This is a genomic window from Chitinophaga sp. (assembly GCF_039596135.1).
Taxonomy (GTDB): Bacteria; Bacteroidota; Bacteroidia; order Chitinophagales; family Chitinophagaceae; genus Chitinophaga.
Window position 1 is genome coordinate 65,232 of record NZ_JBCNKH010000004.1, and the last position, 20,693, is coordinate 85,924.

The following is a 20,693-nucleotide window of genomic DNA, read 5'->3' on the forward strand; positions in this document are numbered from 1 at the left end:
ATTTTGCATTATATTTATCTGGTAAACCCAAATCTACCATATCTATCCACCTCTCTCCCGGATAGATTTCATTCCCGTGATAGCATATGTATGAGTTTCACCAAAATCTGTAACACATGAAAACAACGACAGCACTATTACTATGCGCAGCACTATTCTTATCAGCCTGTAGTAAGAAAGAAAAACCTGTAGAAACCGCGTCAGCCAAAGAACGCAGTTGTGCAACAATGGAAGTATTGAGCGCTAAACTGAAAGAAGATCCCACCCTTGCCGGAAGAATGGCTGCGATCGAAGCAAACACTGCCCGGGTGCTTCAGGACAAATCGCTGAATCGCCTGTTGTCAGACGGTTCTATCCTGATTCCTGTTGTGGTAAACGTATTGTACAAAACCTCTGCCCAAAACGTATCTGACGCCCAGATCCAGTCTCAGATCGACGTTTTGAATGCAGACTACAACGGCACTAACAGCGAGTATTCTACCGTTCCTACACTGTTTTCTGGTGTGAAAGCAGCCGTGGGTGTACACTTTGTTTTGAAGAGTGTGACACGTAAAAGCACGACCAAAACATCCTGGTCTACCAACGATGCGATGAAAAAGAGCTCCCAGGGAGGTATTGACCCTACCACTCCTGATTCTGTTTTAAACATCTGGGTGGTAGGTGCTATGACCGGTGGTGTGATCGGTTATGCACAATTCCCCGGTGGTAGCAGTGCTACCGATGGCGTTGTAATTGCTTATGACTGCTTTGGTAATACCGGTACGGCTACTTCTCCATTCGACCTGGGCAGAACTGCCACCCACGAAGTAGGTCACTACCTGAACCTGCGTCATATATGGGGCGATGCCACCTGCGGTACTGACTATGTAGATGATACCCCGGCTCACAATGCCGCTAATTATGGCTGCCCTACTTATCCACACTACAGCACCTGTTCAGGCACTCCTGTGGAGCAAACTATGAACTTTATGGACTATACTGACGACGCCTGTATGTATATGTTCACTGCCGGACAAAAATCCAGGATGCTCGCTACCTTCGTAAGTGGTGGCGGCCGCTATGGTTTTGCCCATTAAGTAAAACGCCGGGAGAGAGTTTTTACAAACCCAGTTGCTTCAGAAAGTTTTCTTTGTAATTGCTGCCTATGGGAATCTCTGTGGTATTGATAAATGCCCTGTTGCCCTCTATATGTGTAATGCTGGCCTTGTTGATGATAAATGAACGATGTACCCTGATGAATAAATGAGTGGGCAATAATTCTTCAAAACCAGAGAAAGTAATGGTAGGGAGAATGGTACGTTGCTTAGTCACTACCTTAGTGTAGTTGCCACTGGCCTCTGCATAGTAAATATCTTCGTACAGTATTTTATAGATCTTTCCATCTGCCTTGATGAAGATAAAGTTTTCCTTTTTGCTGACGGTGAATTCAGGTTCCGTCAGTTTTTCCAATGCTTTATCTACGGCTACAATGAACCTTTCCAATGAAAAAGGCTTTAACAGGTAATCGGTAGCCGCCAAGTCAAAGGCTTCCACCGCATATTCCTTGTATGCAGTGGTGAAAATTACCTGTGGCTGGTATTTGAGGGTTTTTAAAAATGCCAGTCCATTCAGTACCGGCATGTTGATATCGAGAAAGATTATTTCAATGTCTTCCTGCTGGGCGACGGCCTTTGCTTCCAGGGCATTGCCGCAGGAGGCTACTATGTGCAGCATGGGAAAGTGACTACAATATGTTTGTATTATCTGCCTTGCTATAGGCTCATCATCGACTATCAGACAATTGATCTTCCTCATGTTTCTTTATTTTTAGCTGCAACTGTACCGTGAAATATTTATCACCATCATCTATGTTCAGATCATACTGGTTTGGGTACAGTAAAGATAAGCGCTTCTTTACATTCTCCAATCCAAGACCGCCACTACGCTCATGCGGTGCTTCGCCCCTGGAGTTCTTTACTGAAAAGAGAATGCTATCACTCCAGCGCCGGATCATTATTTCAATATAGATCTTGTCGCTGATGGTATTTTTAGAATGCTTAAAAGCATTTTCTATAAATACGATCAGGAGCATAGGGGCAATCATATCAGCTGTATCATCAAAAGGCTCTACCACGGTGTTCAGGTGCAGGCGCTCCCCTATCCTGATTTTCTCAAATTCCATGTAGTTGTTGATGTACCTCAGTTCCTCCTTTAAAGGTACAAACATTTCCCTGGCATCGTATACGGAGTATCGCAGCAGATCGGATAATTGTAACAGCAGCGCTGGCACTTTGTCCGGCGATGTTATAGACAGGCCGTACATATTATTGAGAGTATTGAACAGGAAATGCGGGCTTAACTGGGATTGCAGGTTTTGCAGTTCGCTCTGGCTATTGGCCGCCAGTATCTGGGCCTCCCGCAGGTGTGTGAAAATCCGGGTACGGAAGAGTTTAATGAGCATGCCCAGGGTAAGACTCATGATGAGAAAAGAGAGTGGGAACAGGAAATCGTGGAAGAAATCCTGGCGCTGAATGGCTTTGGATACAAAGAGACTGGCAAAAAAGCAGGATGTTAAAAAAAGCATTGACAGGACTACCAGTACAATGGCAGGCACCTGCCGCTTTTCATTGATGAATAAGAGCGATATAAACCGGCCTGTATATACTGCTCCTAGAAAGCCTACTGTGAGTGCAAAGGCAATTTCTTCGTCGTCCATGACGGTGATCGTATGTACAAATTGTCTTATCAGGATAAACAACACCACACCGGAAACCATTCCGCCTATGAGATGTATTTTCAGATTTCCCACCGTTTTCATATCGATTGTGTTTCTATGGTACAAATATGGGTAACTACGCCCACTTTGCCAGCTAATAATGACGAACCTGTGAAATTGACTGACGAACCTTGAAAATAAGGTTTTCGTCACGGATATGACGAGTTACATCACTAAAATTTCTCTTCCCCCCGCTACCAGCCAATCTTTGCTAAAAATTACACGCAATGAGACCCATAATCGCCATCTTTATCAGCCTTCTATCCCTGGCCCGGGTACATGGGCAGGATACCACCAAACCCAAACAGGTACAGCTTAAAGGTGTGGAAGTAACCGGCAAAAAGCCCCTGCTGGAACAGAGTATTGACAGAACAATTGTGAATGTAGATGCGATGATCAGTGCCGCCAGCAGCAACACCCTGGAAGTATTGAATAAAACACCGGGGGTGACCGTAGATCATAATGGTACGATCAACCTGAATGGGAAAGGCGTATTGGTATTAATAAATGGCAGAACCACCTATATGTCTGGCCAGGACCTGGCGAACTACCTGAAAGGATTACCCGGTAGCACCCTGGATAAAATAGAGCTCATGGATGCACCACCCGCTAAGTATGATGCAGGCGGTGGCGCGGTGATCAATTTAAGGTTAAAGAAAAATACGATCCTTGGCCTGACCGGCAATATTTCGCTCAGTGGTAACCAGGGTATTTATGCCAGAACCAATGATGCTTTGAACATCAATTACAATTATAAAAAGATGAACTGGTTTGCCAGTTTCAATTATAGCAGGGATGCAGCGTACGATGAAGACAAAACAAACAGGGATTACTTTACGGATAGCCTGCATGTATACTTACTTACACATGTCAAAGGCAGGTCCAATACCAAAGGTATCAGGCTGGGTATGGACTATAATGCAAGTGCTAAGACCGTGATCGGGTTTGAGGTGAATGCACAGCAAAGACCGAGTATTTATACCAGGGACTATATCAGCGAGGCTAGTAATGATAGTACCAGCACAGGTTTTACTTATAGTGATGCCAACTGGAAAAACTTTAGCGGTAACCTGAACTTCCTGCACAGGTTCGATAATAAAGGGCATGAACTTTCTGCAGATGCCAGTTATATTTCCTATAATAATCATGACGAACAAAACCTGAATAATGACAGTGATTTCTTTAATTACCGGTTGGTGTCTGATATGCGGATCTTTGCAGCCAAGGCAGACTATGTACATCCTATTGGTATTGAAGCAGGGGCTAAATCCAGTTTTGTAAAGAATGATTATGATTCCAGGTATTATACTGATAAGTGGATGCAGGTGGATAGTAATTCCAATCATTTTATTTATAACGAGAATATCAATGCGGCCTATATCAGTGCGAAAAGGAATTGGAAACGCTGGGGAGCGCAGGCAGGTTTGCGTGTAGAGAATACCAATATCACTGGCAGACAACCGGGGAATACTGCGTACGCAGCCTCCCTGTTTAAACGGAGCTATACACAGGCTTTTCCTACTGTATTTCTGAGTTATAAATTAGACAGTGCAGGTAATCATACACTGAGCTGGAACCTGGGCAGAAGAGTGAACAGACCTAATTATCAACAATTAAATCCTTTTATTGCTTTTGAAAATAGTTATACTTATTCAACGGGTAATCCTAACCTGCGTCCGCAAACGAATTACAGAACAGAGTTAAAGTACCAGTATAAGCAATGGCTGGGGGTAGGATTGCAATACAACTGGTTCAGGGATATCATCTTTACGCTGAGTGACGTGCAGGATAATATTTACATTTCCAAACCTGAGAATGTGGCAAAGGGATATATTGCCATGGTGATTGTTAACTTAAATTTACACCCGGCAAAATGGTGGGACCTGAATGCAAATATGCTGGCAGGGAAAATGCAGCTGCACGGGCAGGTATTTTCCACAGCCATGAATGCCGGCACCTATTCCGCCAGGGTACGGTTGTATAACCAATTTGATTTATCGCATGGGTGGAGTGCAGAGGCCAGCGGGGATTATTCAGGCAGGAATATCAACGGGCAGGATATCATCAATCCAAGGTTTATTATGTATGCTGGTGTGCAGAAGAAATTGTGGAAGAACAAGGCGTCCCTGAAACTGAATGCAGAAGATATTTTCCGTACTGCGGGGCAGAACAATCATTCTGCCGGAGTGAAGGATAGTTATTATACACACCGGGGCATTTATGATTCGCAAAAAATAGGGCTGGCGTTTACGTATCGGTTTGGTAGAGATACGTTTGCACGTAAACGGAACCATAGCGATAATACTGCTGATCAGGAACAGGAAAGAGCGAGGTAATTCTGTTGTATCTTTAGGGCATGAAGCAGATTACTATTACATTGTTTGCCCTGTTTATTTTTTGGAGTGGGCATAGCCAGACAAGAGTTTTGATTAAACCGGAAGTGGATAAGTTATTTCCGGAGAGTGTACAGCAGCAGCTGGGGTTGAAGTACCCAATCAGGTTGGTGTATAATTATGCAGATAAGACAGGCGATTATTATATGCCGTTGTGCGAAAGTGTGGATAGTGCGACGGTTGAAGATACGCTACACTGGAAGATTAAGGCGGTGAATCTGAAATTGGAGAGTGGGGTTTTTAGTAAGGTGTGGGAGTTGAATGATCATATTCTGACGGTGGAGATGGAGGAGAGTATCTGGTTTTTTACGAAGTATACGACTATTAAGGATCTTGATGGAGATGGAGTGGCTGACCCGGTGATGATTTATGGAAGTTCAGGAGAGAATGGGGTGGATGATGGCAGGATGAAGATTTTGATTTATTATAAGGGGAAGAAGGTGGCAATCAGGCATCAGAATTCAGTGTATGATGGATTAAGGAAGACGGAAGTAGATAAAGAGTTTTATGAGTTGCCGGATAAGGTGCAGACTTTTGTGAAGGGAGTGATGAATAGGTTGGAAGTGGATAATCATGTGATTTATGCTTCAGGATGGTTGCAGAAGATGAATAAAAAGATGACAAAAATAGAATAGCCCAAAAATAGCCTTTTGCCTTCGGCAAAAGGCTATTTTTTTGGACATGGGCCTGCGGCCGGAAATTAAGGATGTTGTGCGTAGGCTACGATAGAAGCTTTGCCCAACATTGTCATATTCAGATTGAAACCAACATAAGCTGCAGTTGCACTTTTATCCAGCGTTAATGGGCTTTTTAAAGCATATACGGTGATCAGGTACATGTGTGGCAACCCCGGAACAGGTGCCGGACCACCATAACCTGGCTGACCGAAATCTGTTACTCCCTGGATAGCACCGGCTGGTAACAATTGTTTGGCAGGATTGCCGGCGCCAGCCTTTAATTCCTTTACATCTGCGGGAATGTTGTATACTACCCAATGCCAGAAACCACTGCCGGTAGGGGCATCAAAGTCGTACATGGTAATAGCAAAAGCTTTGGTACCAGCAGGGGCATTTTCCCATGACAGTGCAGGAGACTGGTTTTCGCCGGTATAACCCAATCCATTGAAATATTGTTTGTTAGAGAACTGACCACCCAGGTCGCTGCTTTTCAGGGTAAAGGTCTGTGCCTGTGCGTTGATGGCGAAAATAGCTATCAGTACCAGCAATGTGCTTAATTTCTTCATAGTTCCTCGTATTTGTTTGTGATACAAAGTTAGGAGGAGCCATGGGGGTAGTTTTACAGCTAACAGGTCAGAAGCTATTGCAAAACGGTCAATTTCTGTTGCTGGTATTCGCTGGGGGTAAGACCATATACCTGTTTGAAAGACTGGGTAAAACTGGAATGGTTTTCATATCCTACTTTATGGTATACATCACTGGGTTTTTCGCGGTTGTTTAATAGTAGGGTAGCCGCTATTTCCATTCTCTTTTGTAAATACCATTTACTGGGGGCCACGCCGTAGATTTTTGCAAAGCGGCGCTTGAAGGTAGAAGTGCTCATGTTGCAGAGAAAGGCCAGCTCATCTACGGTAATATTATTTTCTATATGTGCTTCCACTGCCCGGCGAAAGTCGTGCTCCTCCCTGTTGGTAGTGCGCAGACTGAGCACCTGCTGCGGGTATTTATCAGCCATGTACAACATCAGTTCTTCAAACTTGAGTATCCGCATATCTCTCGAAATGGGCCTGCCGGAAGCCAGCATCAGTTCGAGGGAGTGCAGGAAGTTTTGTAAGAACGGGTCCAGCTTGAAGGTGATGAAAGGCTCCTCCCGGGTAAGGGTATTGACCTTACCCTGAAGGATATGTGGATATTTTAAAAAGAAATCATTGAGGATCGTATTGTCAAAGAAAAACAGGATACTCCTGTAAATGCCATTTTCAGGGGCATTTTTCTCGCTCATCAGACAATTGCCACCTGCGAGCAGGATGAACTGAGACGGGTCAATCTGGGCGCTCTTTTCTGCGTAGAACGTTGTTTTTACGCCTGCCAGCAGGAAACTGAACAAATTCGTGTGCATAGTGATTTTGTTCTTCACCACGTTTGATGAAGACTGGTAACTCATGATGTGCACATTGTCGTTTTCCGGTACCAGGTCCATTGGCAGATTGAACGTATTCATGCGGCAAAGATACGATGCTATTTCCTGTATTGATAAAAGATTCCTTTATCAAATGGTGTCCAGAGGCAGGCGCGTTGTCCACAGGCTTTGAGGCCGTTGTTTGCCCAGGTATTGCAGGTATGGAAGAGGCTGTAGCTGCCTTTGGCTTCGTAGAAGGCATCGTTGCGGCCGTAGTTCGCATTGGTCACGATATGCATCACCTGGCCATTGTCATCCCGCCTGAAACTTTGGCGGATGTAGGCAATCAGTCTTGCATACCTGGCGCTGTCAATGCTGGTACGGATACAGTCGTTTCCTTCGCGCAGATTTTTATAATAGGTCGCATGAATGGCAGCGGTGCTTAAGCCGGTAGCGGCTTTGAAGGCGGTGCTGAACTTCAGGTCGGCCCAGGTAGGAGTCTCGAGGTAAAAGCCTTTGTCTCCCCAGCCGAAAGCGATCCATTGCGCAGTAGTATCGTTGCCAATGGTGTTGGCGAACAGGATGCTTTTGCTCCAGTCTATCTGTGCAGTTCTGACAGGGATGACCAGGTCCGTGTGTACACCATTGGTGAGAATGTACATCGGGATGTTGTTATTTGCTGATGGTTCTGCTGCAACTGCAATGCGGGATAGTCCCCAGGCTGAGAGCAGGTAGAGGCCAACGAGTACAATAGGTGTAAGGATGGTGTATAATGTTATTTTCAGTACTTTCCTGATCATAATTTGGAGTTATCTTCCAGTGTTTTTCTTTCTTTTTTAGTAAGGCTACGGAGGCCATTTTTATGGATTTTTTCCAGCAGGCCGTCTATTTCCTGTTCTCTTATTACACGGGCGGAGTTGTATTTATCGTCTATAGTAAGATCGCCTTTGTGGTGACGCCTGAAATACAGGTTGTCGACCAGCAGGAGGTGCGGGTGCCTGATCACCATGTAGATAAATAATATGCCGGGGATTAAGATCAACAGGATGGTGGTATAATTGTATACCAGTGCCAGCGGCTGGAACAGGAGTGCAGTCATCATGCCAACCATGGCACCGCCAAGGTGAGCATCGTGACCAATATTGTCACGTTGAGACCGGATGCCGTAGATGGAATACAATACGTAACCGATGCCAAAAAGCCAACCGGGTACACGGAAAGGCAGGAATAATAATCCTACATGTATGCCCGGTTCGATGGCGATAGAGGCGAAGATGATACCACTCACAGCACCGGAAGCACCGATAGCAGTGTAATCACCGTGGTGCCGGTGGAGGAAGAGAGATAATAAACTCCCGCCCACCAGGCTGGCGAAATAAATGGTCAGGTATGCCCCATAGCTGAGAAAGTAATCTAAACTGGTGCTGAAGAAAAATAAGGCCAGCATGTTCAGAAACAGGTGCGTTCTATTGGCGTGGAGAAAGCCGGCGCCGATAAAACGGTCGTATTGTTTGTAAATAAGGATACCGTCTACGTCGAAGGCGTAGCGGTTAAAGAAGGTAGCATCCCTGAATCCTCTGAACGAGACGATGATATTAACAATGATAATTAACAAACAGGTAAGTCCGATTGTCCCCATTTTTTCCGGTATTGAGATAATCTTAAAATTACAAAAAATTATTTTTTTGTATCATTATGTTAAAATAACCGCCATGATCACGACCAAACCTCAACCAGGAGAATACGTTGACTATCAAATGAATTATATCAAACAGGTGGGCGACGCCCCTGTACAGCAGTTAATACTCGACCTGAAAGACAAGGGATATGCCTTTTATACCAGTATCCCGGAAGAAAAAGGCAATCATACTTATGCCCCGGGTAAGTGGACCATTAAAGAAGTATTAGGCCATATCATTGATACAGAAAGGATCTTTGGCTATCGCCTGCTCTGCTTTATCAGGGGAGAAAAACAAGGATTACCCGGCTTTGACCAGGATGATTATGTGGCACTGTCAGACGCAAATAACAGGACGATCCAGGACCTTGCGGAAGAGATGAAAGCGGTGAGAACTGCGAATGCTTATGTGGTAAGAAATATCACTGAAGAGCAGGGAGCTATTAAAGGCACCTCTGCCGGTAACCCTATTTCAGTAAGGACCATCCTCTATATAATGGCCGGGCACGAATTGCACCATATGCAAATTCTGAAAGAAAAATATTTATAAAAAAAGGGCTCCATGAGCCCTTTTCTATAATTTAAAGAAGATACTTCGCTTGTATAACCAGTAACACAATCCCCATTCTAATCCCCACGTTACAAAAGCTGATAATACCTTTATTGGAACAAAGATAGCCACTACCCCATTCAGCCACTGCCCGCCTACCGTTTCAAAGAAGAGATAAATGAAGATCGCATTCATACCCACTACTACTGCTACCCAGGTATATTTGCTGTGTTCCCTGATATCTATCCACCAATACAGAAAGGCCAATATTAATAATACCCAGCCCACCGATGCTAATACAAACCCTGCCGTTGCAATCCTTTTTATGATCGGAGACAGTTCAAACCAATCTGCCGCAAAGCCAATGATTAAACCTGTTAAACCCGCAACGATCAGGGTCATTGTCTTCTGCCCACCTGTACGGGAAGTTGTCAACAACTTGCCCGCCGCCATGCCCCACAGGGTATGCGCTGCTGTCGGAATGATATTGATCGCTACCCAGCCATCTGTATTGATCTTACCCATTAACACTGTATCCATGTACGCACCAAAGTTGTGGTATTCTACAAATGGCTGATCAAAACCCGGCATCAATATGGTTCTGTAAAGCACATCATTGAGCATGATTAATAAAAAACCTACGATGATCTGTACGGTAAATGAATGGCGGATAAACAAATAAGCAATGATACTGGTGAACGCCAGTTGTGTGAGTACATTCCATAACTCCCACACGGGTTTACCTGCATAGATACAGTGTAAACCTACACCACATATAAACAGTTTCAGACTCCGTATTAATATGTGCCGGAAGTTCTGCGACCAGCTCACCCCCTTCCGCAACTTGCTTTCATACGAAATATACATGGCCGTTCCTGCCATAAACATAAATGCCGGTTGTACCAGGTCCCAGAAATGCAACCCATGCCAGGGATGATGAAAAAACTGCGCTATGAAGGCATTCGGCCACACCTCATGCAAACTATCATACACCCTGCTACTCTCACCTGCCAACAGGATCATGATGATACCCCGCATTACATCCAGTGATAATAAACGTCCGGAAGATTTTAGCATATTATTGGATTGTGATCTTATGATTCAGGTTGTTGTAACCGGTAGTGGACTCCCATACATTGTCGTTCGCCAACCGGATACTATATGCCGGCATATTGCGCAGCGAGGTATATCCATCCGGTAAGTTCAGCAATACTTCATAGGTTCCTGCTGCTATGCCTGCAGGTAGTGTAAAGGATTGCCTTAAAGTAATATCACCCGTCAGCCATTTACGTACTTCTGTTGTGAATGTAAGGGTATCTATTTTCTTACTTTCCGTATTGCGCAACAATAATTGTACAGGTCGTGGATTGTAAGGTGCTGCATAGCCTGTATTTTGCAAATGGATGGTGACGGACAACGGATCGGAAGCAGCCAATCCCGATGGAAGAGTTGCATCTTTCAATACAAGCCTATAACCCAATTTACGCTTTATATTATCCAAACATCCACCCGTTTGCCAATCGTTATTTACATCTGCATTGTAATCTGCATTTAAGAAACTATAATGCATATCACTAAACTCCTGCTCTGCATGTCCGGATGGTTCACAATCATTCTGCGGACTATATGCATCACTACAGGTTTCTCCGCCTACTACTACATACTTACTATCCATCGAGGTGTAATTCCGCATAGCTGTTGTAGCTTCTACAGGAGCGGAAGATGAATTACCATAGTCTGCAAAGGTGCCGTAATCATTTGCACTGGACAGGAAGCAGTCATTGTGAAAACCGATCCTTGCCTTGTCTGTACCTGTAGCTGCTTCCTCCGCTGTCATTGCATTGGAAGATGGCAAAGCACTCACCCCATATACAAATTTCTGCTTTAACTGCGGGAGACGGATCTGCACCATTCTGTCCGCCGGCAATGCATCCAGCATAGCTTTCAATACTTCTGATCTATCTGTCCAGTTATTATCCAGTAATTGCTTTTGTCCATTAGAGGAAGCATCTCCAAAATAGTCGGTATAAAAGTTCTCGCCCCATACACCTATAAACCCTAACTGTACAGTGGCAATCACATCGGCATTTGCCTGCAGGATGGGCTTTAACTGGCTGATATGATTCAGGACTACACTCTTTGGCGCATCGCCATAGGGTGTACAGATCCAGCTCTCCGGGCAACTACCTGCCGTTACATTAATCGTATAGGTAAACCTTGGTATCAGTTTCACCCCTGCGGCACGCGCCGTTGCAAAATCTTTGGTAAGATTAGTCAGGAAGGTAGCCGGCAAAGACTTTCCGGTATACCCACTCATGATAAAATACCGGAACACCAATGTACTCATCACGCTGAAGCTACCGCCCGAAGGTGTCGCACCACTCTTGTAAGTAGCCAGTGTAGTAGCATCCAGGGCAGTGAAGTTATCCACAGTTGTTTCTGAATATCTATAAAAACCTCTTTCAGGATTGGGAAAATCTTCCGTACTCGCAGTATAGGTGATTGTCGTACTGTCTTTGGCTACATTACTATCCCCGCCGCTGGTCTTATCACAAGCTACAGCCAACAATATAATCGGTAATAAGAAGCGCATGCAATTCTCTTTAATGTTAAATAAAAAGGGCAGGTCATGCAATTTACTGCCTCCCTGCCCCCGCGTACCAGCTACGGTAAAAATTTATTCAAATGTGATTAAGATGGATGATTGCTTGCCACCCGGTAAATCACCCAGGGTAGCCGACCAGTCGCTCTTAGTCGCTTCGATACCAATTCTGAAAGCGGTGGCTGCGGCCAGGTTTTTGAGTTTGGAACGGGACAGGCGCATTTCAAATTTATAGGTACTGCCATCCTGGGCTGTGGCCCCTGTTGTATAAAATTCGGAGGCCCCTGAGGCTGACCAGGAAAATGATTGTTGGTTCGCACCTGCAAAGTTGAATGCATCTAACCAACTGCCGAATACTGAACCTTCTAACAATACATCATAACCACCATCCGGGAATGTACCGGTCAGCAAACCAGTGCCGGAGTTATTATCTGTATCCATATAGAAGTCATAAATATTACCTGAATTTGCCACTGCATTTACTTCCAAATAAATGTATATATAGTTCGCATCATAGTCAAACTTCGCTTTCTTAAAGTAGGTTTCTGATGCAGGTGGTGTTACCACATAAGTAGAAATGGTGTCCCAGTCAGACAAAGTATTGTCATCCAGTTTTACCGGTGATGTTTTTGCAATGTTAATCACGGTTGAACCCTCTGACACCTTGCCTTCCTTTGTATATGCATACAAAGTAGGTACGTACTTTCCTTTGCCGGGATAAATGTGCACCGGGCTTTCTTCTGTAGAAGAATCACCATCCCCAAAATCCCATTTATAGGAGGTGGCACCCGTTGTTTCGTTTTTGAAGGTGACAGTATTACCATCTATCGCTACTTCATAAAACAAATCAGCTGATGGTGTGTCATTATCTTTTTTACAGGCTCCTGCTACTACCAGCAGTATCAGGGCTATCATGATATATTTATTGAAACGCATGATCTACGGCTTTAAGTGTTAAGGATTCTGTGTGCACAATGTATTCGTCTGGATCTCATCAATCGGAATATAGTAGATCGTCTTGCTGTTATCCCAGTTGATGATCATGTTATCATAATTAGTCGGCAGTACAGACAGGTTGATATCAGACTCTTTCAACCCCGCCAGGTGATATCCCCAATAGGTACGGTTCAATGATTTTTTATTGCGGTATACATCCAGTGCACGGTGACCTTCAAAAGCCAGTTCTATACGTCTTTCTTTCAATACGACATCCAACACTGTTTTACCTGCAGGTAATGCTCCGTCATACAGCGATCCTTGCAATCCACGGTTCTTACGGATCATATCTACATCAGCAAGTGCGGCAGCAGTATTACCGGCCTTCGCTTCGGCCTCTGCCCTGTTCAGGTACATTTCTGCCAGGCGGAACATAATCGGAGAGCTCAGGGTAGGACTCCCGCCCTGGAAAGAAAATTTAGAGATCATGTACATTTCAATTCCATTCTTTTTCTGCACATTGCCATCTGCATCTTTGAATGGTACGATGTAGTTCCAGCGTACATCTTCGGTATGGTCTGCCATGGTATCACGCAGTGATGTAGTGGCAAATTCCTCGCCCCAGCCTGAATTACCATCGGTGTAGATCATGGAAGCGATAGAACCTGCTTTACCATAATCATCGTTGGTAGTCAGGGCTACGCACAAGATAGTTTCTGTACTGCTGGTGGCGTTTGCAAACATGGATGTAAAACCGGTGGCAGTTTCCAGTGTGAAACGACCTGAGTTGATTACCTGGTTAGCGTAGTAAGTGGTGCTGTCTGTATTATCTTCATACAGGTAAACCCTGGACAACAATGCATAAGCGGCTTCTTTGGAAGCATATTGTACACCCCGGGATGTATTCATGAGACTAGCCCCCTTTTCTGCATCTGCAATGATCTGTGCATAAGTCTCTGCCACCGTAGCCCTTGCTTTCATAGAAGGATCGCTGGTAGAGGTACGCAGAATCACACCCGCTGCTGTTGGGTCCTGTGAATAAGGCTTTGCATAGAATCGTGCCAGGTTGAAAGTACAGAACGCACGCAGGAAGTAACACTCCCCAATCAGCTGCTTTACTTCGTTACTGGGATTCTCAATCGCTGATGCTGCTTCGATTACTGTATTAGCATCACTAATGATCTTGTAAGAGATATACCAGAAATAACGACTGTTCGTCTGCGTAGGCGTATGTGCCAGCGAAAAACTGTAATACAGCGGGTCAGTAGTGGTTTGTCCACACACGATATCATCGCTGGCAAAATCGCTCATCTGGAAATACTGGCGCAGGTACATGTTATTGGCATCTGCTACGCCATTGAAAGTCACATGGTCTTTGAACAATGCATAAGCGCCGTTCAGTGCATTTTGTAAACCGGTAACTGTAGCCGTCAGGTTGCCTGTAGTGAGGGAGTCACTTGGATTCACATCTTTCAGACAACTGCTGAGCAGGATGGGTATGATAAGTATGATATAGAAAAATCTTGTTCTCATGGCCTGATAGTTTTTAACTAAAACCTGATATTGATGTTTAACAGATACTGGCGGTTGTTCGGATATTTAAAGTCCGATACACCCGGCATTACATAGTCACTGGATGTGATAGTCGTGTTTGGATCCTGACCCAGGAACTTCGTAAATGTGTACACATTATCTGCGGTCAGCGACACTGTCACATCGTTCAAACGCCAGTTTTTCACCAATGATTTTGGCAGGCTATAAGCCAGCGCGATATTGCGGATGGAGAAGAAACTACCGTTTTTCAGGTAACGGGTAGAGGTCTCTGTAGCATTTGCATTGTTCTGCGGACTTGGCTCTGTAGCCACATCGCCTGGTTTGGTCCAGATTTTATAGCTGGATGGCAGTTTGATCTGGTTGTAGTAAGGTTCCGTACCATCGTTTTCCACAAAGCGCAGTGCATTGCTGAATACTTTGTTGCCACTGATGAAGTAGGTGTTTACGCTCAGGGAGAAGTTCTTATATTTCCAGTTAGAGCTAAAACCACCCTGGAACTTTGGCAGGGCAGAACCTACTTCCTGGTAAGTAGCACTTGCATAGTCAGAAGTCGCTTCGCGGCTGATCACTTTACCACTGGCATCTTTGTTCACTACCTCCCACTGTGGTGCACCTGTTTCTTTATTTACGCCTAACCATTTAGGCATATAGAATTCATACAGGTTACCATCGTTGCGATAGATCTGTGATATGCTCCAGGTAGATTGTGTACGGGTAATGTCGCTTGGCAGTTCGCGCAGTTTGTTCGTATTGAAGTTGATATTGAAATCAGTGCTCCACTCAAAATCTTTGTGACGGATGTTCACCGTGTTCAGACCTAATTCTATACCATTGTTCACTACCTGACCTACATTCTCCCAGCGCTGTTCAAAACCTACTGACAGTGGTTGGGATACCTGCAGCAACAGGTTTTTAGTGACGTTGTTATATGCATCGGCAGTCAGGTTGATCCGGTTGTTCAGCATGCCCAGGTCGATACCCACGTTGATCTGTTGCTTACTTTCCCAGCTCAGGTTCGGACTTGGCAGCTGAGATGGCGTGGCTGCCGTGCTACCATTGTACTGGCTGCTCAGGGCATACAAACCTAAGTAACGGGAAGAACCAATATCCTGTGTACCGGTTACCCCATAGCTCGCTCTTATTTTCAGGGTATTCACCGCCCTTACATCCTGCATGAAGTCTTCACTACTCATCACCCATGCTGCAGATACTGCGGGGAATGAACCATAACGCTTGTTGGAAGGGAAAGCTGTAGAACCATCTATACGATAAGATCCAGTCAGGAAGTACTTCTCTTTATAACCATAACTTACCTGCGAGATCAGGGACTGGATAATAGACTGATCGTTAGATCCACTTACGATCTGTGTATTGGATACTACATTCAATACGGATAACCCGATGGGTAACCCTTTGCCTGATGCACCCAACAATTCTGTTTTGCTATTCTCAATGGCCACACCTGCCAAGCCTGTGAGGGAGTGGTCGCCAAATTTAAATTTGAATTTCAACAGGTCGTTAGAGATCAGACCATATGATAAGGTGCTGGCTTCATTCAGGTAACCAGTACCGTTATACAAACCGGCTACTACCGGAGAGTAGTAATCTTTGGCCTTGGAATAGGCTACTGCACCACGATTGCTGCTGGTGAAGGTCAACCATGGGGTGATGTTTACATTCAGGCCCAGGTCATAGTTCACATCAAATGACTTGTAAGGATGGGAAGAGTTCTGAATGGTATGTACCGGGTTGGTTTTATCTCTTGACCACCATTTGAAGGTAGAAGTACCATCTACATACACGGGTGAGCCATCTGCATTGTATGGGTTATCCCATGGCATGTTCAGATAAGCATAATACACATCTTCGTAGTTATAGCTCTTACCGTTTACACCACTGATGTTGATATTGTTGGTTACGCTTACATCCTTTGTGAAATGGTAGGTAGAGTTTGCACGCACGTTCACACGCTGGTAGCCTGTGTTCATGAATGTACCTTTTTCATTGTAGTAAGTGAGCGCTGTATAGTAGTCATTTTTCTCTGTGCTACCGCTGGCTGCGATGTATACGTTCTGCATCGGCGCTGTGCTGAACAGGGTATTTAACCAGCTGTAGTTCTGATTGCGCAGGGATTGTGGACGTTCACTATAAAACTTGAGAATGTCAATTTTATAAGAGTTGTCTGTAGTACCCGGAATATAATCGCGATAGTATTCTTTCTGGTGTTCGTACAGTTCACTGCCTGTCATCATCTTCATCTTACCAAAGTCTGGTGTGCGGTAACCGGTGGTTACTTTTGCTTCAAACTGTGTTTTTCCCAGCTTTGCTTTTTTGGTAGTTACGATGATTACACCGGCATTTGCCTGGGAACCATACATGGCAGTCGCACCTGCATCTTTCAGTACGGTTACGTTTTCCACATCGTTGGGATCGTAGTTACCACCGATGATACCGTCTACCACCACCAGCGGCGTTTGAGATGCATTTACAGAGGATACACCGCGCAGCCTGATTTCAGAAGAAGAACCCGGGGCACCGGAGCTGTTCACCACCTGCAGGCCGGATACTTTGCCCTGGAGCATATTGCCCAGGTCATTGGTGGTCACAGTTTTCAGTTTTTCCTCGTTTACTACTGTAACGGCACTGGTCAGTTCTCCCTTCTTTTTATCACTATACCCTACTACCACTACTTCGTTGAACTTGCGGGTATCTTCTTCCATGAGCACGCTGATGGTGCCCTGTACGCCTGCCACAGGATATTCTTTTGTAACGAAGCCAATATTGCTGATCAGCAGTACATCGGTCTTTTTCAGGTCACGGATGGTGAAGTGACCTTCTGCATCAGACTGTGCACCCCTGCGGGAACCTTTTACCATCACAGTGGCACCGGGCAATGCTGCCCCTCCTGCGGTGGTGACCCTGCCAGATACGGTAATAGTGGTATCAGCCACCGGCGTAGGTGCAGGAGCGATACGTGCTTTGTGAATTACGAAGCTGTTGCCTTCCAGCGAGTAGGTTACCTGTTGATTTTTCAGGCACAGGTCGAGTACATCCTGTACGTTGGCATCTTTTACCTGGAAAGATACCGGGATTGTATTGGACAATACCTTTTCAGAATAAACAATAGAGACCCCTGTCTGAGTGATGATCTCAGCAAACACTTTTTGGAGCGGCGCTTCTTTTACCGTTAAAGTTACCTTCTGGGCATATCCTGCTGCGGTGACTTGCAGGCAGGTGACCAGAAGAAGTAGGGCGGTCAAATTCATAACCAGGCAAATTTTGGTTGATAGCCCGCGCACACAGCGGGCCATTACATTACAATCGAAATGCATACTTTTGTAGTGTTTGGTAGTACTTAAATGGTCTTACAGTGATTATGCAAGGAATGCCGAATAACCAGGCCGGGGATGTTGCGAGCATCTCCGGTTTTTACGTAGGTATCCCTCTTAGCGGCTGCTTTTTAGTATTCTTCTGCTGCTTTTAAATTTTGGTTCTATACTAAATTTTGGTTCAGTAAGCTATAAATTTTGGTTTAATTGATTACGGTAATACGATGACCCTTCTTCCTTCTAACTTCAGGTGATTATACCCGCTTGCTTCGAGCAGGCGTAACACGGATGATAATTGCAGGTTTCTGCTGATACCGCCTCCATACAGCTCAGGGCTGGGGGTGGCGGCGTATACGATCTCCACATCATACCAACGGGCTACTTCTCTAAGAATGGCTGGCAAAGCCGTGTTATTAAATACAAACACACCGTTTTTCCACGCGGTTACTTTTTTGATATCTGCAGGTCTGACAGTGATGGCACGGTTAATATTGTCCATCACCGCCTGTTGACCGGGTTGCAGGGTTTGTAGTGTGTTTCCTTCTTTTACTCTGACACTACCGGAAATGAGGGTAGTGTTTACAGTGGCTTCGTCGGCATAGGCCATGACATCAAATCCGGTACCCAGTACCTGTACTTCCATACTGTCCCTGTGTGTGGAAGGTACTTTGACGAGGAAAGGATGAGTGGCATTGGGTGCTACTTCGAAATAACCCTGGCCTTCCAGTTCCACGACGCGGGTGGCGCCGGTGAAAGCAGTTGGATAGCGGAGGGTGGTAGCTGAGTTGAGCCATACTTTAGTTCCGTCGGGTAATACGATCTGGAATTGTCCTCCCCTTGGGGTAGATAGTTTATTATAATGTACAGTACTTGTGTTCCCCTGTCCTGTGTATAGTAATTGTCCGTTTTGCTGGGTGATGGATTGGTTACCCTGGCGGATGGTTTGATTGCCGGCGCTGTCTAAGGTAACGACGGTGCCATCGGCGAGGGTAAGGGTGGCTTTGTTAGAGCCGGGTGTTATTTCCTTTGTGATGGTGGCTACCTGTAAAGGTTGTGGTTTACGGGTGTGGCCAAGGTACCAGAAGGCGGAGCCTGCCAGTAGTAAGATGGCAGCAGCGGCTGCCAGGCGGCGGAGGGTGATGATCCGGCTGCGGGGCTGGATGAGCTGGCTGTATATGTTTTCGTAGTCGATGTCGGGGGCGGTGGTGGCCGATTCAGCGTAGTTGGCGAGGAGATGGTTTAAGATCTCTTCGTTTTGTTCATCTTTGATGTATACAAATAGCTCGTCCAGCTCCTCGCGGGTGCAGGATCTATTCACATAACGATCCAACAAATATTCTATTCTTGACTGCTGCGGCATATAATATAAAGACGTTTGAAGTTTTGGGAAGGACCGGGAAAAGGTAATAATTTTTTAAAAAAGGCAAAAAAACCTGCTTCCGCCTTCGGCAGAAGCAGGTTTTTTTGGGTGGGGGGGGATGGCCTGCGGCCGGCTTTGAAAGGAGATGCCTTTGCAATGGTTCGCTTTCTGTAGACCGGCTTTGAGGGGGGGTGGCCTGCGGCCAATCTAAAAACGTTTATTTAATCCACAGATTCACTGTGTTCACACTGGTTTCCAATACTACTTTATAAAAAGGGCCATTCAAATCCTTTACATCCACCAATGCATGCTCCTGTTTCAAAGGCACCTCCTTTAATAATTTATACTCATCCTTTCCTCCCTCCTTAAAATTATTCGTCGTCGTTACCCATATCTTTACATTCCCCGTTTCTTCCAGCGCTTTCCATTTCAAATCTATATTTCCCTGAATGAAAGTACCAGCTGCCTGGGCAATCGCTACTTTTCCGATGAGAGCAGTACCATCTACCTCACGGGCTACAGAATCAGGAATGTTTACCTGTAAATAACGGGCTATAGTAGGCATGATATCCACAATTCCCGGTTCGTAATATTTTGCATAAGCATTGAGCGGACGATAACTGGTCACCATCCAGGTACTGCGCTGGCGAACAGACTGACCACCATGATCACGACCTGTTTTTTCATCCCGACCATGATCGGTGGTAATGACAATCATCCAGTCTTCAGGGTAGTGTTGCTCCCGGTACCGGATCGCTTCCCACAATTTACCCATCTGGGCATCCATCAGGGATACAGCTTTGTAGAATTCAGGGCTATCGCCATGCATATGGCCCATATCGTCCGTATATTCAAGGTATACCCAGGTAAGGGATGGCGCACTCTTTTTGATACCTGCCACCGCTTCGCTGATAACCTTTTCATCAATGGCATGCATGAAATCACGCTGCTTATCATGATGAAAGTTGAGGGTATCAAGTTCATAACCATCTGCATGTAAGTCTACATATTCAGAAAGGGCGAGTTTAGTACGATTGTCTTCCCAGCTGGAATAAACGGCAGTTTGCTTTTTAGGATAAGCCTCCTTGAATAAGCGGAAGATATTGTGATAGTGGTAATTGGGGGCTTTAATATCATTGTCCGGTACATTGTGCTTATTCACCCAGGTACCCGTGAGCAGGCTATTGTACCCCACCGCAGAGATGGTCGGCGTTTCCGAATAGGTGCTTTTGCCACCACCTACATGCATACGGGTATAGGTACCGGCAGCAATGATCTTATCTATATTGGGGGTGGCTACTTTTTCTATCACATCGGCAGGAATACCGTCTGCAATAACGAATACCACCTTCTTTTCGCGTTTGGATTGCGCAGTAACTGTGCTTGCCAGCAACAGACAAATTAGTAAATGTTTCATGCCCTAAAAATGGAAATTATTCAACGAATTGTATGTTAGCTTT

General features: G+C 45.2%; 17 protein-coding genes. 4 read left to right on the plus strand and 13 right to left on the minus strand.

From position 1 onward, the window contains the following. The first annotated feature begins 116 nt into the window (after positions 1-116). On the plus strand, positions 117-1,076 hold the full coding sequence (locus tag ABDW16_RS04595; protein ID WP_343668021.1) for a zinc metalloprotease: 960 nt from the start codon (positions 117-119) through the stop codon (positions 1,074-1,076). A 22-nt stretch (positions 1,077-1,098) separates the two neighbouring features. Here the strand turns inward: ABDW16_RS04595 and ABDW16_RS04600 are convergent, their stop codons facing one another. Together ABDW16_RS04600 and ABDW16_RS04605 are read right to left on the minus strand one after the other, a co-directional pair. Further along, a complete protein-coding gene (locus ABDW16_RS04600) occupies positions 1,099-1,794 on the minus strand; it encodes a LytTR family DNA-binding domain-containing protein (protein ID WP_343668023.1) in 696 nt (231 codons plus the stop codon). Beyond that, positions 1,763-2,797, minus strand: a complete 1,035-nt coding sequence (locus ABDW16_RS04605; RefSeq protein ID WP_343668025.1) for a histidine kinase — start codon at positions 2,795-2,797, stop codon at positions 1,763-1,765. The genes ABDW16_RS04600 and ABDW16_RS04605 overlap by 32 nt, the downstream gene beginning before the upstream one ends. Positions 2,798-2,982: 185 nt before the next feature. On the opposite strand from ABDW16_RS04605, the gene ABDW16_RS04610 reads away from it, so the two are divergent. Together ABDW16_RS04610 and ABDW16_RS04615 are read left to right on the plus strand one after the other, a co-directional pair. Further along, a complete protein-coding gene (locus ABDW16_RS04610) occupies positions 2,983-5,091 on the plus strand; it encodes an outer membrane beta-barrel protein (RefSeq protein WP_343668027.1) in 2,109 nt (702 codons plus the stop codon). A 20-nt stretch (positions 5,092-5,111) separates the two neighbouring features. Beyond that, positions 5,112-5,783: a hypothetical protein gene (locus ABDW16_RS04615; RefSeq protein ID WP_343668029.1), complete on the plus strand. Its 672-nt coding sequence runs from the start codon at positions 5,112-5,114 to the stop codon at positions 5,781-5,783. A 65-nt stretch (positions 5,784-5,848) separates the two neighbouring features. Here the strand turns inward: ABDW16_RS04615 and ABDW16_RS04620 are convergent, their stop codons facing one another. From ABDW16_RS04620 to ABDW16_RS04635, 4 genes are all read right to left on the minus strand, one after another. After that, positions 5,849-6,391, minus strand: a complete 543-nt coding sequence (locus ABDW16_RS04620; protein WP_343668031.1) for a YbhB/YbcL family Raf kinase inhibitor-like protein — start codon at positions 6,389-6,391, stop codon at positions 5,849-5,851. 74 nt (positions 6,392-6,465) lie between these two features. After that, complete coding sequence (locus tag ABDW16_RS04625) at positions 6,466-7,326, minus strand: AraC family transcriptional regulator (RefSeq protein ID WP_343668032.1); 861 nt, start codon at positions 7,324-7,326, stop codon at positions 6,466-6,468. A 17-nt stretch (positions 7,327-7,343) separates the two neighbouring features. Further along, a complete protein-coding gene (locus tag ABDW16_RS04630; protein ID WP_343668033.1) occupies positions 7,344-8,024 on the minus strand; it encodes a TIGR02117 family protein in 681 nt (226 codons plus the stop codon). Then, positions 8,021-8,863, minus strand: coding sequence for a rhomboid family intramembrane serine protease (locus ABDW16_RS04635; RefSeq protein ID WP_343668035.1), 843 nt, complete (start codon positions 8,861-8,863; stop codon positions 8,021-8,023). Before ABDW16_RS04635 ends, ABDW16_RS04630 begins: the two co-directional genes overlap by 4 nt. 73 nt (positions 8,864-8,936) lie before the next feature. On the opposite strand from ABDW16_RS04635, the gene ABDW16_RS04640 reads away from it, so the two are divergent. Beyond that, complete coding sequence (locus ABDW16_RS04640) at positions 8,937-9,452, plus strand: DinB family protein (protein ID WP_343668037.1); 516 nt, start codon at positions 8,937-8,939, stop codon at positions 9,450-9,452. 24 nt (positions 9,453-9,476) lie between these two features. Here the strand turns inward: ABDW16_RS04640 and ABDW16_RS04645 are convergent, their stop codons facing one another. From ABDW16_RS04645 to ABDW16_RS04675, 7 genes are all read right to left on the minus strand, one after another. After that, positions 9,477-10,529 carry a DUF5009 domain-containing protein gene (locus tag ABDW16_RS04645; protein ID WP_343668038.1) on the minus strand — a complete coding sequence of 351 codons (1,053 nt, stop codon included), beginning with the start codon at positions 10,527-10,529 and terminating at the stop codon, positions 9,477-9,479. A gap of 1 nt (position 10,530) precedes the next feature. Continuing rightward, entirely contained in the window at positions 10,531-12,045 is a 1,515-nt protein-coding gene (locus tag ABDW16_RS04650; protein ID WP_343668040.1) for a DUF4832 domain-containing protein, read from the minus strand. Positions 12,046-12,129: 84 nt separating this feature from the next. Then, positions 12,130-12,990 (minus strand): PKD domain-containing protein, encoded by an 861-nt coding sequence (locus ABDW16_RS04655; RefSeq protein WP_343668041.1) that lies wholly within the window; start codon positions 12,988-12,990, stop codon positions 12,130-12,132. Between the two features lie 18 nt (positions 12,991-13,008). Next, on the minus strand, positions 13,009-14,523 hold the full coding sequence (locus ABDW16_RS04660; protein WP_343668042.1) for a RagB/SusD family nutrient uptake outer membrane protein: 1,515 nt from the start codon (positions 14,521-14,523) through the stop codon (positions 13,009-13,011). Positions 14,524-14,540: 17 nt separating this feature from the next. Continuing rightward, complete coding sequence (locus ABDW16_RS04665; RefSeq protein ID WP_343668044.1) at positions 14,541-17,810, minus strand: TonB-dependent receptor; 3,270 nt, start codon at positions 17,808-17,810, stop codon at positions 14,541-14,543. 274 nt (positions 17,811-18,084) lie between these two features. After that, positions 18,085-19,233, minus strand: a complete 1,149-nt coding sequence (locus ABDW16_RS04670; RefSeq protein ID WP_343668046.1) for a FecR domain-containing protein — start codon at positions 19,231-19,233, stop codon at positions 18,085-18,087. 217 nt (positions 19,234-19,450) lie between these two features. Then, positions 19,451-20,650, minus strand: a complete 1,200-nt coding sequence (locus tag ABDW16_RS04675; protein WP_343668047.1) for an alkaline phosphatase family protein — start codon at positions 20,648-20,650, stop codon at positions 19,451-19,453. Positions 20,651-20,693: the final 43 nt, after the last annotated feature.

Coding starts and splice junctions, on each gene's coding strand:
- ABDW16_RS04595 (WP_343668021.1), top strand. CDS start 117: ATGAAAACAACGACAGCACTATTACTATGCGCAGCACTATTCTTATCA.
- ABDW16_RS04600 (WP_343668023.1), bottom strand. CDS start 1,794: ATGAGGAAGATCAATTGTCTGATAGTCGATGATGAGCCTATAGCAAGG.
- ABDW16_RS04605 (WP_343668025.1), bottom strand. CDS start 2,797: ATGAAAACGGTGGGAAATCTGAAAATACATCTCATAGGCGGAATGGTT.
- ABDW16_RS04610 (WP_343668027.1), top strand. CDS start 2,983: ATGAGACCCATAATCGCCATCTTTATCAGCCTTCTATCCCTGGCCCGG.
- ABDW16_RS04615 (WP_343668029.1), top strand. CDS start 5,112: ATGAAGCAGATTACTATTACATTGTTTGCCCTGTTTATTTTTTGGAGT.
- ABDW16_RS04620 (WP_343668031.1), bottom strand. CDS start 6,391: ATGAAGAAATTAAGCACATTGCTGGTACTGATAGCTATTTTCGCCATC.
- ABDW16_RS04625 (WP_343668032.1), bottom strand. CDS start 7,326: ATGAATACGTTCAATCTGCCAATGGACCTGGTACCGGAAAACGACAAT.
- ABDW16_RS04630 (WP_343668033.1), bottom strand. CDS start 8,024: ATGATCAGGAAAGTACTGAAAATAACATTATACACCATCCTTACACCT.
- ABDW16_RS04635 (WP_343668035.1), bottom strand. CDS start 8,863: ATGGGGACAATCGGACTTACCTGTTTGTTAATTATCATTGTTAATATC.
- ABDW16_RS04640 (WP_343668037.1), top strand. CDS start 8,937: ATGATCACGACCAAACCTCAACCAGGAGAATACGTTGACTATCAAATG.
- ABDW16_RS04645 (WP_343668038.1), bottom strand. CDS start 10,529: ATGCTAAAATCTTCCGGACGTTTATTATCACTGGATGTAATGCGGGGT.
- ABDW16_RS04650 (WP_343668040.1), bottom strand. CDS start 12,045: ATGCGCTTCTTATTACCGATTATATTGTTGGCTGTAGCTTGTGATAAG.
- ABDW16_RS04655 (WP_343668041.1), bottom strand. CDS start 12,990: ATGCGTTTCAATAAATATATCATGATAGCCCTGATACTGCTGGTAGTA.
- ABDW16_RS04660 (WP_343668042.1), bottom strand. CDS start 14,523: ATGAGAACAAGATTTTTCTATATCATACTTATCATACCCATCCTGCTC.
- ABDW16_RS04665 (WP_343668044.1), bottom strand. CDS start 17,810: ATGAATTTGACCGCCCTACTTCTTCTGGTCACCTGCCTGCAAGTCACC.
- ABDW16_RS04670 (WP_343668046.1), bottom strand. CDS start 19,233: ATGCCGCAGCAGTCAAGAATAGAATATTTGTTGGATCGTTATGTGAAT.
- ABDW16_RS04675 (WP_343668047.1), bottom strand. CDS start 20,650: ATGAAACATTTACTAATTTGTCTGTTGCTGGCAAGCACAGTTACTGCG.